13 protein-coding genes are annotated in these 15617 nt (G+C 61.1%); 5 read left to right on the plus strand and 8 right to left on the minus strand.

Features of this window, described 5'->3' with window-relative positions:
• Positions 1 to 45 precede the first annotated feature (45 nt).
• Both ACH6CX_RS14580 and ACH6CX_RS14585 read right to left on the minus strand, forming a co-directional pair.
• The gene (locus tag ACH6CX_RS14580) at positions 46 to 1059 is read right to left on the minus strand and encodes an NAD-dependent epimerase/dehydratase family protein (protein ID WP_396675680.1); all 1014 of its coding nucleotides are present in this window, start codon (positions 1057 to 1059) and stop codon (positions 46 to 48) included.
• Positions 1060 to 1071: 12 nt separating this feature from the next.
• On the minus strand, positions 1072 to 1605 hold the full coding sequence (locus ACH6CX_RS14585; RefSeq protein WP_237063286.1) for a 2,4'-dihydroxyacetophenone dioxygenase family protein: 534 nt from the start codon (positions 1603 to 1605) through the stop codon (positions 1072 to 1074).
• Positions 1606 to 1752: 147 nt separating this feature from the next.
• Here ACH6CX_RS14585 and ACH6CX_RS14590 point away from each other — a divergent pair, with 147 nt between their 5' ends.
• Positions 1753 to 2763, plus strand: a complete 1011-nt coding sequence (locus tag ACH6CX_RS14590) for an AraC family transcriptional regulator (RefSeq protein WP_232941380.1) — start codon at positions 1753 to 1755, stop codon at positions 2761 to 2763.
• A gap of 71 nt (positions 2764 to 2834) precedes the next feature.
• Here the strand turns inward: ACH6CX_RS14590 and ACH6CX_RS14595 are convergent, their stop codons facing one another.
• The 3 genes from ACH6CX_RS14595 to ACH6CX_RS14605 form a co-directional block, all read right to left on the minus strand.
• Entirely contained in the window at positions 2835 to 3308 is a 474-nt protein-coding gene (locus tag ACH6CX_RS14595; protein ID WP_232941379.1) for a Spy/CpxP family protein refolding chaperone, read from the minus strand.
• Between the two features lie 196 nt (positions 3309 to 3504).
• Positions 3505 to 4155, minus strand: a complete 651-nt coding sequence (tmpT, locus tag ACH6CX_RS14600) for a thiopurine S-methyltransferase (RefSeq protein ID WP_396675683.1) — start codon at positions 4153 to 4155, stop codon at positions 3505 to 3507.
• Between the two features lie 186 nt (positions 4156 to 4341).
• On the minus strand, positions 4342 to 5151 hold the full coding sequence (locus ACH6CX_RS14605; protein ID WP_232941377.1) for a hypothetical protein: 810 nt from the start codon (positions 5149 to 5151) through the stop codon (positions 4342 to 4344).
• 685 nt (positions 5152 to 5836) lie between these two features.
• On the opposite strand from ACH6CX_RS14605, the gene ACH6CX_RS14610 reads away from it, so the two are divergent.
• Positions 5837 to 7120, plus strand: a complete 1284-nt coding sequence (locus ACH6CX_RS14610; RefSeq protein ID WP_232941376.1) for an acetyl-CoA C-acetyltransferase — start codon at positions 5837 to 5839, stop codon at positions 7118 to 7120.
• A 19-nt stretch (positions 7121 to 7139) separates the two neighbouring features.
• Positions 7140 to 8498 carry a 3-oxoacyl-ACP reductase gene (locus tag ACH6CX_RS14615; protein ID WP_396675685.1) on the plus strand — a complete coding sequence of 453 codons (1359 nt, stop codon included), beginning with the start codon at positions 7140 to 7142 and terminating at the stop codon, positions 8496 to 8498.
• Positions 8499 to 8509: 11 nt separating this feature from the next.
• Here ACH6CX_RS14615 and ACH6CX_RS14620 read toward each other — a convergent pair whose 3' ends face one another.
• From ACH6CX_RS14620 to ACH6CX_RS14630, 3 genes are all read right to left on the minus strand, one after another.
• Complete coding sequence (locus tag ACH6CX_RS14620; protein ID WP_237063300.1) at positions 8510 to 9352, minus strand: metallophosphoesterase; 843 nt, start codon at positions 9350 to 9352, stop codon at positions 8510 to 8512.
• Between the two features lie 140 nt (positions 9353 to 9492).
• Complete coding sequence (locus ACH6CX_RS14625; RefSeq protein ID WP_396675687.1) at positions 9493 to 11694, minus strand: S9 family peptidase; 2202 nt, start codon at positions 11692 to 11694, stop codon at positions 9493 to 9495.
• A 151-nt stretch (positions 11695 to 11845) separates the two neighbouring features.
• Positions 11846 to 13228 (minus strand): DASS family sodium-coupled anion symporter, encoded by a 1383-nt coding sequence (locus tag ACH6CX_RS14630; RefSeq protein ID WP_237063304.1) that lies wholly within the window; start codon positions 13226 to 13228, stop codon positions 11846 to 11848.
• Between the two features lie 217 nt (positions 13229 to 13445).
• Here ACH6CX_RS14630 and ACH6CX_RS14635 point away from each other — a divergent pair, with 217 nt between their 5' ends.
• On the plus strand, positions 13446 to 14069 hold the full coding sequence (locus ACH6CX_RS14635; protein WP_396675690.1) for an MliC family protein: 624 nt from the start codon (positions 13446 to 13448) through the stop codon (positions 14067 to 14069).
• A gap of 184 nt (positions 14070 to 14253) precedes the next feature.
• Complete coding sequence (locus ACH6CX_RS14640) at positions 14254 to 15600, plus strand: Na+/H+ antiporter NhaC family protein (protein WP_396675692.1); 1347 nt, start codon at positions 14254 to 14256, stop codon at positions 15598 to 15600.
• The last annotated feature ends 17 nt before the right edge of the window (positions 15601 to 15617 follow it).

The following is a 15617-nucleotide window of genomic DNA, read 5'->3' on the forward strand; positions in this document are numbered from 1 at the left end:
GTGCTGTACCGGGGGCATGGATTCTCGGCCGCACAAGCAGCCAGGTCAGCCCGGCACTGCAGTCCCCGGCACGCCGCTACCGAGGTGGTCCGCCAGTTCCGACATTGCCTGCTGGTAAGTCACCACCGGCTGGTAACCCAGCTGGCGCCTTGCCTTATCCACGGAAAACTCATTGGGGCCTCCCATCAGCCGGTAGGACTGACGGGTGACCAGCGGGCGCTCTTTCTGCCCACGCAGGTGACCGAACCATTCCAGCACCGGTGCCAGTGCCCTTGCCAGCCAGTTGGGAACTGAGGCCGGCGCTGGCGCACCGGCGAGTCGGGCCAGGTCGCCGAGATACTGCTTCCAGGTAATTCCATATCCATCCGCGGCCACAAAAATGTCGCCCCGGGTAGATTCCGAACGGGCTGCCACAAGCAGCATTGCCACCAGGTTCCTTACATGCACCAGCCCCGCATCCCAGTCACCGCTGCCAAGCAGGCAGGCCTGGTGATTGCGCAGCATGTCCACCATCAGGTTTACCCAGGGCCCACTGCCGACACCAAAGACATTGGCGGGACGTATGACCGTTGCCCTGAGCCCCAGTCGTTGCACCGCCTCACGGGTAACGCGCTCCTGCTCCTGCTTGCAGTACTCATAATGGGACGTGGCCTCGCCGAGTGGACTGTCTTCGTCGAGAGGGCCTCTGGCCAGGGCGCTGGCGTAGGCACAGACGCTGGTGGTCACGATAAAGTGCGCATCCCACGCCAGCGCCAGGTCGATAGCCTGGCGGGTACCCCCGACCGTGATATCCACATGCGCATGGCGCGTGCCCCAGTCACTGACTACCGCCGCCAGGTGAAAGATGGCGTCAACCCTGCCGATCTGCCATTTCAACCCGGCCAGGGCTCGCACATCACCGGTGACAATACGTACCCGGTCACCCCAGTCCGCCGGGACCGGCTCGCCCGGCATCATCAGTGCAACCACAGAGACCTTTTCAGCCAGCAGGGCCTGCACCAGGTGGCGACCGATAAACCCACCGGCCCCGGTAACGAAGGCGGAATTCAACTCACTCACAACCGGCCCTGCTTATTCGCCCACGACGATCATCTGGTCGCAGCGCTTGCCCTCCGCTTCACACAGGGCGCGGTAAAGATTCATGACAGTCTTGGCATCGAGCACACTGGTGACATTGCCATCGTCATCGATATTGACGTTGCTGCCAAAGATGGCAAACCAGACGTCTGCGTCTTCAGTTGCATCGTCGGCCACCGTGAGGGTGTGCACAGAGTGGGCCGGCTCGAACAGGTAGGAGCCCGCATTGTTAATTTTTTGCGGATATTCCTTATAGAACCATTCGCCGGATTTGGTAAAGGCAAACACGGGCCCCGTATGGTAGTGGGTATCGACACAGAAACCGGGTTTGAAGCGGCTGCGGATTACCCACAGGTTCTGGTTCAGGTCGATATGCAGCACCTGCAGCAGTGAGCCATCGGGCAGGGTTACCCAGGGTAGGTCGGTCTCCTGCAACAGCACCGCCTCGCGGGCGTCATCACGGGATACCACACCGCCTGACTGCATGGCAGCCAGCATTTCCAGTACCGGGGTCTTTGCTTCACTCATCGCCTTGTCTCTCTCATCACTGGGAGCTGTAACGCCCCTTTAATAACAGGGTCAGTCTAGGGGCAGTGACATCCGCTCAACTTGACTATTTACGAACAAAGCTTGATATTTTGCGAACACCCGGAATTGACTGGATCGAGGTCGTGGATGTTCCTGATTCGCAGTGGCGCTATTGAAAGGTACGAGCAGCTGGTCAGTGAAATGGGGCAGAACCCGAATGAGTTACTTGGTCAGGTGGGCCTGACCATTGCCCAGGTCCGCCAGCCGAACAGCTATATCGCCTATCCCCGCCTTGCCGACTTGCTGGACCTGTCCGCTGACGCCTGTAATGAGCCCCTGTTCGGGCTGCGCCTGGCTGCCCGACAAACCATGCTGGCGCTGGGAGAGATGGCCCTGTCCGCCTCGCAGCAGGAGACCCTGCAGGATTCCCTGTCCTACGCCGAACACCACATTGTGCTGCACGCCCATGGTGTCAGCGTCAGCCAGCATATCAATGGCGAACAGCTGGAATTACACCTGGCCTTTGACTTCAGTAATTCGAGTGGATTGCGACAGCTGATGCAGCTGAGTGCCGGGCAGGCGTTCAATACGGTATGGCAAATGGTGCAGGGTGCTGGCACATCACTGAAAATCCACCTCCTGCAATCCAGGCCGGAAGGAGACCTGTGGCAGTCAGAGAGATATGCAGATCGACTGGTTTTCAACAGCCATTTTTGTGGCATCAGTTTCCCCGCCAGCTGGCTGTCCCGTAAGCCGTGCCCGGATGAAGCATTGATTCGCGAGCATTTCCGCGAGCGTATCAGGCAGCTTGAATCCCTCTACCCCGATAACCTGCAGGCCCAGGTGCGCCATATCGTCAGTAACCTGCTGGCCAGCGGCGAGTGTGATGTCACCCGGGTTGCCGCCACCCTGGATCTGCATCCGCGGGTGTTGCAGAAAAAGCTGCAGGCCCAGGGAGTGACATTTCGCGAGCTATTGCAGGAGACACGTATGGAAATTGCCGAGCTGAACCTGCGCTTTGGCCGCCAGTCCATTACCGATCTCGCCCTCAACCTGGGCTATGCAGACGTGGCCGTATTCAGCCGTAACTTCAAGCAATGGACAGGGATGTCGCCCCGCCAGTGGCGAAAGGAAAACCGGGAAACCGGGCGGAACTGATATCCCGCCCGGCAGAGGGTCAACTGCCCTACTTTGCCTGGCACTATCCCCTTGCGCTTTCCTCCATCCCCTTACGCCCCTTTCCGCTCACGGCGCTCGGCGCGGCGTTCCTGTCGCTCTTCCCGGAGTTCACGCAGTTCGGCTTTCTGCTCGTCGGTCAGGACCGCCAGGAACTGCTGGCGGCTATTCTGGTGCAACTCCATCCGGCGAATCTTGAGCTGGCCTATTTTCATCGCCAGGGCATCCAGGGTAGCCCGGCCGGCCTCATCTGCCAGTGCGTTGCGTAATTCCTTCCGCAGGCTATGGGCCTCGCGCATCAGCTCACGCCGTTCGTCACTGACGGCGTCATGATTTTCGACCAGCTGCGCTTTCTGGCCTTCAGTCAGCTCCAGCTTTTCGGCGAGACGTTCGATGCGCTGTTGCATCTTGTGTGACTTGTCCCCGTGCCTGTGGCCAAAGTCCCCGGCCATACCGAGGGTGGGCACGGCAATCACTGCAGCCAGGCCAATTCCGGTGATCGCGTTTTTCCACTGCCTGTAATTCATGGTTAGCACCTCACTTCTGCAAAGGGTTGCTCACTGTTGGTGAGCGCTGTTGTCGTCTGGCTTGCATCGACGTGAGCATGGTACCGGCGACCGGTGTAATGGAGGGCTAAGCGGGGTTAAACAGTGTTAAGAAAGGTCGGTACTTCCAGGTCCGCCCGGTTTTCCTGCGGACATGGAAGCACTCGATGGAAGGGGGCTATCGGGGGTCAAGAATCCAGGCCAGCTCGTCCACCGCCCGGGTACTTTTCAGACCGCCGGGCAATAGCCGACGCTCGGCCAGGTTGAGGTTATGGCTCGGGCTGTAAAGTCGCTCCACTTCACCGGGGCCGATGGAAAAAGGTGGTCCGGCCATCAGCTGCTGGTCGTACTCGAAGGTGATCAGTAACTGCGGAGCCCCGGGCGCAAGCGCCAGAATATGGGTGGCATATTCATTCCGCATAGACTCGGGCAGCGCCACCAGGGCCGCACGGTCGTAGACCGCATCCACCGGGCCGAGCTGCTCCGGAGACAGCTCGAAGATATCCCCCACAAAAATATCAATCCTGCCGCGCTCCCCGGCTTGCCCGGCACTGTAACAAAGCAGGTTGCCAGTGCCGGACACCATCGGTTCAACACCCAGCTCTTCAAACAATTCCCGTACGGCATTTTCATTCAGCTCGGCACCGGCAACGCTGTAACCCTGAGCCAGTAACCAGTGAATATCCAGCGTCTTGCCACAAAGCGGCAGGAAAACCCGACCGGCAGGTGCCACTTCAGCGAAATAGCGCACCAGCAGCTCATTGGGTTTTGGCGCATGGAAGCCGATTTCTCGCTCTTCCCATTTCCGGTGCCAGAATTCCTTATCCATCTATCCTCCGTTCACAACAGGTTTTCCGGGAATATAACCCGTGCGGGAGTTTTATTCATCGGGCTATGGCCGGGTTTGGGTCAAGGAAGCGTGCAGGCTATGAAAAAGACCCGCCAGGTGGCGGGTCTTTCGGTTTGCGGGCCGGCCAGCGGCCGAACCGGGTTCTCTATCAAGGGCTCAACCGGTTCAGTGGCCTTTTGCCCAGGTCACGTGGGTGATATGGCGCATACCCTGCGGGTCGATGCGGATAAAGGTTTCGTGCTGGCCGCGGCGACCGAGGGACATACCCCAGCCGGCGTTGCTGTTTTCCCAGCCGATATCCGACTTGTTGCAGCCTTTTCCGGGCGGGGAGTTGCAGTCACCACCACCACCGCCGCCGCCGGAGCCATCACTGGCGAAGGAATCATAGCTGTCGACATGCCCGTAGATGGTGTCCAGTTGCGCCATATCGTGGTTATCCGGGTACTCGTAGGGCGGGTCCTGGTAATCCATGCAGGAGAACAGCGATTCGTTATTAAAGTCCTCGTCCTGGTGGCCCAGTCCCACATCGTGCCCCAGCTCCTGGCAGGTGACACTCTGCTTCCAGCTGAAGTTATTGTAATAAGACTGGGTGAAGTAGGTATCATTCAACTTGGTATAGCCGGTCACGATATGCCCCTGGGCATCCAGGGAAATACCGGCGATCCCCAGCCAGCCGTTGTTGCCATAGTCCAGGTTACAGATGCGCACCATACCGTCCGGGGCGCTGCATTTGCGGCGGGTCCGGGATGAGGTGTCACCACTGGGGTCCTCGATCATGTTGAGCTTGGTCGACTTGGACCAGTCGGCAATGGCCTGGGTGACATAGGGGTCCCAGTCTGTGGTGGTGCTGTTGATTACCTGCAGGTCAAAGGAGCTGGTTGTCCTCGCCCAGTGGTAGTCAGCCCAGGAGTGATCTGCCGAGGCCGTAACAGGCAGGCCCGCGGCTAGCAGTACCGCAAGAAAATGCTTTTTCATTATTCTCTCCAGAATTCCAAACCGCTATAGAAAGTTGCGCCTGGGGGCTTCACGGGCGTACGGCTTGTCCGGAAAACCACAGGACGCGATTCACCGGTCCAAATACTGGCTGGAGCAGCCAACTGCTGGCGGTCCCTGAATCCTTGCAGTCACCTGGAGAGTCGTCAAGGCGACTTACGGCGCCAGACAGGACAGTCCAAGCTGTCTTTAATTCGACCTTATCTTCGAACAGGAAATAATTCGGTCAAATCACGCCCGATTGCGCATTTTGAGGAAAGCTTTAGTGCACAAAGTTGCTCTAAATATTTTGTCTTGCACTGAGGTTTCAGTGCACCAATGGCAGGCACTTGTTCAAATATTGCGAACCAATACGCTAATAAAGGAGGCCGGACACGACATTCTTACGGTACTGGATTGCCGGCAGTGGGCAGTCATTGCTTCCAGGGCATCTTCCATTCCGGCTACGGAACCGGACTGCCCGAATGGCCCCGTGACAACCCGCGGGCACTGGCATTATGCCGGCGGGGGCCGTTCTGCCCTGGACCACTCAGCGGACCGGTGCAGGGAATATAACTGCTGTCTCACATTAACCTCCCCAATACGGGAGTTGTAACGTAACCTTACCACCAACTAGCCTTCTTTTCGGTAACCAACCACTTTCTGACAACCTATCCGGGAGAATCCCATGCTTATCGGCAGTCCCCGCCGGGTCGCCATCGTCGGCGCCAATCGTATCCCGTTTGCCCGCTCCCATACGGCTTATGACGGGCTCAGCAACCAGGTCATGCTGACAGATACTCTCCGTGGACTGGTCGACAAATACTCCCTCGCTGGCGAGAAGCTCGATGAAGTGGCTGGGGGCGCCGTACAGAAACATGCCAAGGACTGGAACCTGGTGCGGGAATCGGTGCTCGGTTGCGGGCTGGATCCCCACACGCCTGCATACGATATCCAGCAGGCCTGCGGCACCAGCCTGGAGGCCACGATCCTGGTGGCCAACAAGATTGCCCTGGGCCAGATCGACTGCGCCATTGCCTGTGGCACCGATACCACCTCCGATATCCCCATGGGCGCCCATCCCGGCATGCGCCGTACCCTGCTGAAGATCAATAATGCCCGCACCACCGTTGATCGCCTGAAGGCCGCCGCCGGGTTGCTCGACCCGCGCCAGCTGTTGCCGGAAGTCCCCACCGGTGCCGAGCCGCGCACCGGCATGAGCATGGGGCAGCATGCCCAGGTTACCGCCACCCAGTGGGGGATTACCCGTGAGGCACAGGACGAGCTGGCCCTGGCCAGCCACAAGAACCTGGCCCGGGCCTATGACGAGGGTTTCTTCGACGACCTGGTGATGCCCTACCACGGCCTCGAGCGGGACAACAACCTGCGCCCCGATTCGACCATGGAGAAAATGGCCAAGCTCAAGCCGGCCTTCGACCGGGACAATGGCACCATTACCGCCGGCAATGCCACGCCATTCACCGACGGTGCATCGGCGGTGCTACTGGCCAGTGAGGAATGGGCAGCGGCACGTGGCCTGCCGGTACTGGCCTATATCACCGCCGGCCAGGCCGCCGCAGTGGATTACGTCAAGGGCGGTGAGGGACTGCTGATGGGCGGCGCCTATGCCATTCCCCATATGCTGCAGCAGCGTGGCCTGTCGCTGCAGGATTTTGATTTCTATGAAATTCACGAGGCTTTTGCCGCGGTGGTGCTCTGCACCCTGGCAGCGCTGGAATCGAGCGAGTTCTGCCGCGATAAACTGGGCCTGCCGGAGGCGCTGGGCAGCATCGACCGCAGCCGCCTCAACGTCAACGGCAGCTCCATTGCTACCGGCCATCCGTTCGCGGCTACTGGAGGACGCATTGTCGCCTCCCTGGCCAAAATGCTCGACCAGAAAGGTTCCGGCCGCGGCCTGATCTCTGTCTGTGCCGCCGGCGGCCAGGCGGTGACCGCCATCCTGGAAAAATAACATTCAAGAAAGCTATACCATGCCCGACCTGCTGAAACAGCTGCACAGCAACCCCCTGTCCGGTTGGCTGGTGCGATCGCTCGGCCTGCCCAATCCCGTCACGCTGGCACGCACGGACGGTCCCTATGCCGCCCGCCCGTTTGCCGGCAAAACCGCCATCCTGGTGACACTGGGCTACGGCCCGCTGGAACAGCCGCTGGCCGGGATCCTGGAGCGCGGGGGAGCGAATCGCTGTGCACCGGATGACCTGGCCGGGGACCAACGGATTGATATTCTCGTGGTGGATGCCTCCGGTATCGACTCGCCCACGGATTACTCATCCCTGCACGGACAGCTGCACCCCCTGGTCCGCCGGGTCGCCCGCAATGGTCGCGTCTTCCTGCTGGCCCCCCTGCCGGAGGAAACAGAAAGCCCGGTGGCCACCGGGGTGGCCCGGGGGCTGGAAGGCTTTAGCCGCTCCCTGGGCAAGGAGCTTGGCGCCAGGGGCATCACCGTGAACCTGGCCTATACCGGCCGGGATGCCGGCGACCGGCTCGACATGCCCCTGCGCTTTTTCTGCGGTCCCCAGACCGCCTATGTGTCCGGGCAGGCCATCACCATCCGGGGCTCAGTACAGGCACCGGAAACCCTGCCCGCCGAACAGGTGCTGGAAAACAAAGTGGCGCTGGTAACCGGCGCCGCTCGCGGCATCGGGCTGGCAACAGCGCAGCGCCTGCGCCAGGAGGGCGCCACCGTGGTATGCGTGGATATCCCGGGCGCATCTGCGGAGCTGGAGCAAGCCTGTAAAGAGATCGGGGCGACGCCGCTGGTTCTTGATATCACAGCGGAAAACGCACCGGGAGAACTGGCAACATTTATCCAGCAGGAGTTTGGCGGCCTGGATATCCTGGTGCATAACGCCGGTATCACCCGTGACAAGACCCTGGGCAAGATGCCCGAGAAATACTGGCAACAGGTCATGGCCGTGAACCTGGAGGCTATCATTGCCGTCGACCGGGCACTGCATGAGGCGCAGCTGGTCCGTGACGGCGGCCGGCAGGTGTACCTGTCCTCCATGAGCGGGGTGGCGGGAAATTTCGGGCAGACCAACTATGCCACCACCAAGGCTGCGTTAATCGGCTACGTCGGCGCACTGGGGCGGGAACTGGCAGGGCGCGGTATCTGTGCCAATGCCGTGGCGCCCGGCTTTATCGAGACCGCCATGACCGACAGGATGCCCTTTTTCACCCGCGAGGCGGGCCGTCGCCTCAACTCCCTCAAGCAGGGGGGACAACCGCGGGACGTGGCGGAGCTGGTGTGCTTCCTGTCGTCACCGGGTGCCTACGGGATCACCGGGAATACCATTCGCGTATGCGGCCAGGGATTGATCGGCGCCTGAGCCGGCCGGCTTCAGGGTGCACTGATACACACAATACCCAGCGCCTGGCCCGGTTCCCCCCGGTAGGTATCCAGGAAGTGGCAGTCGCCGACCTGGATCGGCACCGGCACGAAACTGTGGCCCATATAGACGGCGTCGATTCCGGACACCCGGAATGGCGCCAGGCGGTCGCTTGAGCCCCCGGCAACCCATTCCGCACACTGCCCGGCCCCTGCATCACCCGCACGTTGCATCTCACGATCCTTGAACGCGGCGATTTCCCGCGCGGTGGTCTCGCTGGCGAGGAAATCTCCGTAGAACTGCTCCACCAGGGTCCGCTCCCAGAGTATCCCCCGCGCCACTCCCGCCAGCGGTTCCCGGGCCGGGGATTTTCCGGCCTGCCAGGCAGCGTCAATGGCGGCGAGGGACCGCGCCATTCTTCTCCAGTCTCCGTCGGGCAGGTTGGCGTGAACCAGGCCGATGCGCCCGTCCCCGGTGTCTATCTCGATCGCCCAGGGCCACTGCTGCACTTTTTCCACGCAACGCTGCTGCCGATCGCCGGGGAGACTGTAGAACCAGTCGCCACCATTCAGTTGGTGCAGGGCAGACTCGGCCGGGTCGGCAAAGCCGGCCAGCATCATCGCCTCGTGGTTGCCGGCAATGCTGATATAGGTGCGCTGGTCCACCATAGCCAGCAGCTGCTCGCTGTCCGGGCCACGGTCGACCAGGTCGCCGACGAAGAAGAGCCGGTCACAGTTGCCATCGAACCCGATGTTCTCGAGCTGAAGCTTCAGTTGCTGCAGGTGGCCGTGGAGGTCGCCGACAACAAAATCTCTTCCCCGCTGATTGCGGCCAACACGACGCAAAAGGTCCATGGGAATGGTAATCCGGGCTGGGCACAGGTAACGATTACCCGCTAATCCTAGTCGTCGCCGCCTGGACCGGGGATGCTCCCGGCGCCGGAAAGTGAACCCCGGCGCCGGGACAACAGGCAGGAATTGTTTGCCGCCGCAGCTTATTCGCCGCTGCCGGCCATCGGTGTCTTGCCGAGCAGGTCGAGGTAGAAGGCGTATTGCAGCGCCCTCTCCTCGTAGCGCCGGTAGCGGCCGGATGCACCGCCATGGCCGGCGTCCATGTTTACATGGAATACCAGCCGGTTGTCATCGGTCTTCAGGTCCCGGAGCCTGGCAACCCACTTCATGGGTTCAAAGTACTGCACCTGTGAATCGTGCAGGCCGGTGGTCACCAGCATATTGGGGTAGTCCTGGGCCCTGACCTGGTCGTACGGGGAGTAAGAAAGCATGTACTCGTAGCTGTCCTTGTTATTGGGGTTGCCCCACTCGTCATACTCGTTAACCGTCAGCGGGATCGACTCATCGAGCATGGTGGTGACCACATCCACAAATGGCACCTGGGCAGTGATCCCGCGGTAGAGTTCCGGCGCCATATTGACGACGGCTCCCATCAGTAATCCGCCGGCACTGCCGCCCGCGGCAAAGACTTTGTCAGGCGCGGCGTATTTTTTCTTCGTCAGCCCCTTTGTTACATCGATAAAGTCGGTAAAGGTGTTGATCTTGTTGAACATCTTGCCGTCTTCATACCAGGCCCGGCCCAGCTTCTGGCTGCCGCGGACATGGGCAATGGCAAAGACAAAACCCCGGTCCAGCAGCGAAATAACGTCAGCGCGGAACGCCGGGTCAATCGTATAACCGTAGGAACCGTAGCCGTATTGCAGGAGCGGGTTGGTACCGTCTTTGTTGAACCGGTCCTTGCGGTAGACGAGGGAAACCGGGATCTCCTCGCCATCACGGGCGGCGATGGTAATGCCCTCGCTCTGGTAGCGCGCCGAATCGAAGTCACCGGGCACCTGGTCCTGCTTCATCAACTGCAGGTCGCCGGAGACCAGGTCGGCATCGTATATCGTATCCGGCGTGGTCAGGCTGGAGTAGGCAACACGCACCGAGCCGGCTTGCGGATCGGGGTTATTGCCGAGAGACAGCTGGTAGACAGGATCATTGAAACCCACTTCGAGATCATCATCGCTCTCGAGGCCGAGGATGCGCAGGGCTTTCTGGCCGTCCTGGCGTTCAATCACCGCCAGCCTGTCCGTGAAGGTGGTGAAGTCCGCGAGGAAAACATCATCGCGGTGGGGAATGACCTCCTGCCAGCGGGACTTGTCGCCCGCATCTGCCACGGCAACCTTCATCAGGCGGAAGTTCTCTGCTTCCCAGTTGGTCTTGATATAGAACTCGTCACCGAGCTTCTTCGCATAGTACTCGTGCTTGTCTTCCAAGGGGTGCAGTGGTTGAAACTCTCCCTCCGGCTGGTCTGCATCCAGCACGGACACGCCCTTCACCAGCGTGGAGTAGTGGTGGATATAAATCAGCTCACCGTCGCGGGAGTTTGAAATCGCGGTATAAAACGACTTGTCTTTTTCTTCGTACACCAGCTGGTCTGCGCTTTGTGGCGTACCCAGTTTGTGGCGCATCACCTGATAGCCGAGCAGGGTCTGGGGGTCTTTGTTGATATAGAAAACGGTCTGGTTATCGTTGGCCCATGCCACCATGGCCTCTGCATTCTCCAGGCGATCGTCCAGCAGCTTGCCGGTCTCCAGGTCCTTGAAGCGGAGGGTATAAATACGCCGGCCGACACTGTCCTCGGCATAGGCCAGCAGGCGATTGTCCGGGGAAACCGCGGTCTCCCCCACATTGAAATACGACTTGCCGTCCGCCATGGCATTGACGTCCAGCATGATTTCTTCCGGCGCATCCAGGTCACCCTTGCGGCGGGCATGGACGGGGTATTCCTGGCCCGGCTGGTAGCGACTGTAGTACCAGTATCCGCGAACCTTGACCGGTACCGTGGACTTGTCCTGCTCGAGCCGCCCGGTCATTTCATCGTAGAGCACCTTCTGCAGCGCCTCGGTATGCGCCATCACGCTCTCGGTGTATTTGTTTTCCGCCTCCAGGTGGGCGATGACCTCGGGATCCTGCCGCGCGTCATCGCGCATCCAGTAATAATCGTCGACACGTTCATGGCCGTGGATCGACATCCTGTGGGGTTCTTTCCTGGCCACGGGAGGAACGGCTTCAGGGGACAGCGCGCTGGCCGAGGCCGGGGACTCCCCGGACTGGGAATTCCCGGACGGCGGTTTACCACACCCGGTTACAGTGGCCAGGCTGGCGAGGGTGATCAGGAGGGCGACTCTGGTTTTCATGGTGGCTCCGGATGCGTGATTATCGTTATACCGCTCATCTGGATATCCTATACCAGAATCTTTTGCAACAAACTGCGAGCGGCTTACGGGCCATTACAGTGCGGGCCCCGCACAGGTCCCTCTATACACCGTCACCCGATAACAGCAGACACTATCGACCCGGCAATAACAGCCAGCTCATACCCGCGATAATCAGGGACGCCAGCACACTGAGTACCGCCCCTTCACGGACCATGTCCTGCATCCGCAGTACACCCGTACCATAAGCAATGGCATTGGGCGCTGTGGCCACCGGCAGCATAAACGCACAACTGGCGCACATGGCGGCGGGAATCATCAGTACCATCGGATCGAAACCGGCGGTCTCAGCCGCCACCGCCAGTATCGGCATCAACAGGGTGGCTGTCGCGGTGTTGCTGGTAATCTCGGTAAGGAAAGTCACCGACAGGCACAGCAGCACCAGCATCAGCCAGAGTGGCAGTGTCGTCAGGAATGACAGGCCATTGCCCATCATCTCGCTGAGACCAGAGGCCGTAAAACCCTTGGCGATGGCGATGCCGCCGGCAAAGAGCAGCAACATCCCCCACGGGATAGTCTCCGCAGTGGGCCAGTCCAGCAGGCGCCCGCCCTTGCCGTTGGGCACCATGAACATCACGACCACCGCGGCCAGCGCCACCGTGCTGTCACCGGCACCCTCCACACCGAGGAGCCCGCTCCAGCCACCAAAGGGTTCGCTGCGGGTCACCCAGGCCAGGATGGCCAGGCCAAATACCGCCAGCGTCCGCACCTCTTCCGGGCGCCACTCGCCCACCTGTGGCGGCTCGATGGGTTTATCCAGTCGCACGCTGCGGGTCAGCCACAGGGCCATCAGTGGCAGGGTGACCAGTACCACCGGCAGGCCGATGGACATCCATTCCAGGAAACTGAAGCCACTGCCGGTGACTTCCTCGTAGATACCCATAAAAATCACATTGGGCGGTGTCCCGATGGGGCTGCCCACTCCGCCCAGGCTGGCCGCGTAGGCGACCCCCAGCACCAGTGCCACGGTGAGCTTGCGGTTATCCGCCCGCGACAGGACCGCCAGGGCGATGGGCAGCATCATCAACGTGGTGGCGGTATTGGATATCCACATACTGAGCAGCCCCGCCGCCAGCATAAATCCCAGTACCAGCCGGCGTCCGCTGGACACCCCCACCAGTTGCAGCATATACAGGGCCAGGCGCTCGTGCGCACCGCTTTTTTCCAGCGCCTTGGACAGGATAAAGGCACCCATCAACAGCAGGATCACATGGCTGCCGAGGGAGGACGCCACCAGTTTGTGATCGGCCACCCCGAACAGCGGCAGGAGCACAAACGGGGCCAGGGAGGTGGCGGGAATCGGCAGCGCCTCGGTCACCCACCAGATAACCGTGAGCAGGGTGATGGCAGCGGTGACCGCAGGCAGGTAGGACATGCCCAGCAACTTGAGCACACCGTAGAAAATTACCGCCAGCACTGGCCCGAAGATAATAAAGTGCTGCCGCGTCAATGCCATCGCGAGCTCCCTCCCCTACCGGTTGCACCGGCCCGTTATGATTTTTGTTGTTTTCCAGTTTTTACCTACAGGCGCTACTGCCCGGATAGAAATCTCCTGGAGAAAGACCAGGGTACCGCAAATTCCGGCAAAAGTTGCCCGGCCACTGCCCATAGGTGGATAACAACAGGAACGCAGGGTCTATGCTTACAGCAAGTCCCTGCAACACGGAGTTTCCATGCACCGGCTATCGCCCGGCAAACTTGCAGCCCCCCTGTTCACTGCCATCCTGTTGTTGCAGGCAGCCTTCACTGCCAGCGCGGAAAACGGTCCCTCATTCGACTGCGAGGGTGTGCGCGAGGGCAGCACCGAGGCGATGGTCTGCGCGGATGAGGTACTGGCGTCGCTGGATCGCAAACTCGCCGAGGTCTACGCAGCGGCGCTCGCAAAAGCCTCCAACGAGCATCCCCCGGTGCTAAAGGCCGGCCAGCGCGGCTGGATCAAGGGGCGCAACGAGTGCTGGAAAGCCGACGACCAGCGGCAGTGTGTCGAGGACAGTTACCGCCGGCGAATCGCCGAGCTGCAGGCGCGCTACCGCCTGGCGCCCGGCAGGGGCCCGGTGACCTTTGCCTGTGACGGCAACCCCGCCGACGAAGTGGTGATCACCTATTTTGCGACCGAGCCGCCCACGCTGATCGCCGAGCGCGGCGACAGCGTCTCGCTGATGTACCGGCAACCCAGCGCCAGCGGAACCAATTACCGGGGCCGCAATGAGAGTTTCCGGGAGCATGGGGGCGAGGCCACCATTATCTGGGGCTTCGACGCCAAGCCGATGCAGTGCCGGCAATCAACCACAAGGTGAGCCACCGAATATAGCTCCCACCTCTTATAACCAGACTGCCATTGCCTGTGCGGAACCGTTATTGGTCAACTCCTGACCGGCCGCTATAATCCGCGATCCCTTAAGTTCGCCCTGCAGCCCCCGGGCCTCCTGCCGCTGGCGCCGGGGATTCCTGGCATTCCCGCTGTTCGTCAAAGTTGTATCCATGACCAAAGCATCCCCGCTCGCCCTCCTTCCCCTGGCCCTGTTCCTCGCGCTGTTTGTCGGCAGCGGCCTCTGGTTCCAGTCACAGGGAGTCGAGATGGCCTTTTACCAGGTATCCGCACCGGTCGCGATCCTGCCCGCCATTGCGCTTGCCATACTGCTGGCCAGGGGTCCCCTGCAGCAGCGTATCGAAACCTTTGTGCGCGGCGTGGGCGACCAGACGATTATCACCATGGTGCTGATCTACCTGCTGGCCGGCGGCTTCGCCAGCGTGGCCGGGGCTGTGGGTGGTGTGGAGGCCACGGTCAATTTTGGCCTGAGCGTAATTCCACCTACACTGGTGTTGCCGGGCCTGTTCGTGATCACGGCGTTTGTGGCCACCGCCATGGGCACCTCCATGGGCACGGTCGCCGCCATTGCGCCGATTGCCGTGGGCGTGGCCGGGGCCACCGACCTGCCGCTGCTGCTGACCGTGGGCACTGTGGTGGGCGGGGCCATGTTCGGTGACAATCTCTCGATTATTTCCGACACCACCATCGCCGCCACCCGCACCCAGGGCGTGGCTATGCGGGACAAGTTCCGTATGAACCTCCGCATCGCCCTGCCCGCGGCCCTGGCCACCATGGTATGGCTCTATTTCCAGGGAGGCACCGCCACAGTGGAAGTACCCGGGGATTATGACCTGCTGCGGATCCTGCCCTACGTGGCGGTGCTGGCCATGGCAGTACTGGGGGTCAATGTGCTGCTGGTACTGTTTATCGGCATCCTGCTGGCGGGAGTTATTGGCCTGGCACTGCAGCCCGGCTACAGCCTGGCGGTGCTGTCGCAGGACATTTACCGGGGCTACGGCAATATGCAGGAAATCCTGGTGCTGTCCCTGCTGATCGGGGGACTGGGGGCAATGATGAAATCCCAGGGTGGCCTGGAGTGGCTGGGCCGCACCATCGACCGGCTGAGCCGCCTGGGACATAACCGGGAGCCGTCCCCACGCGCAGGTGAAATAGGGATTGGTGCGGCGGTGGCGGCAACCAACATGTGCGTCGCCAACAATACCGTGGCGATCCTGCTGAACGGTGAATTGGCCCGGGGGATCAGCGACCGCTATGGCGTCGACCCCGGGCGCAGTGCCAGCCTGCTGGATATATTCTCCTGCGTCGTACAGGGCCTGTTGCCCTGGGGTGCGCAGTTGCTGCTGGCTTCCTCCCTGGCCGCAGTGTCGCCGTTGGCCCTGGTGGGACAGGTGCAGTACTGCTGGCTGCTCGTGATTGCGGCGCTCGCCAGCGTGGTGCTGGCGAACCGACGGGCTGCAATGGCCACGTATACCCCGGCGGCCACCGAGTCCCCCTGACGCCAGCGGGGGAACTC

The organism is Microbulbifer sp. JSM ZJ756 (genome assembly GCF_044383805.1).
GTDB classification, from domain to species: domain Bacteria; phylum Pseudomonadota; class Gammaproteobacteria; order Pseudomonadales; family Cellvibrionaceae; genus Microbulbifer; species Microbulbifer zhoushanensis.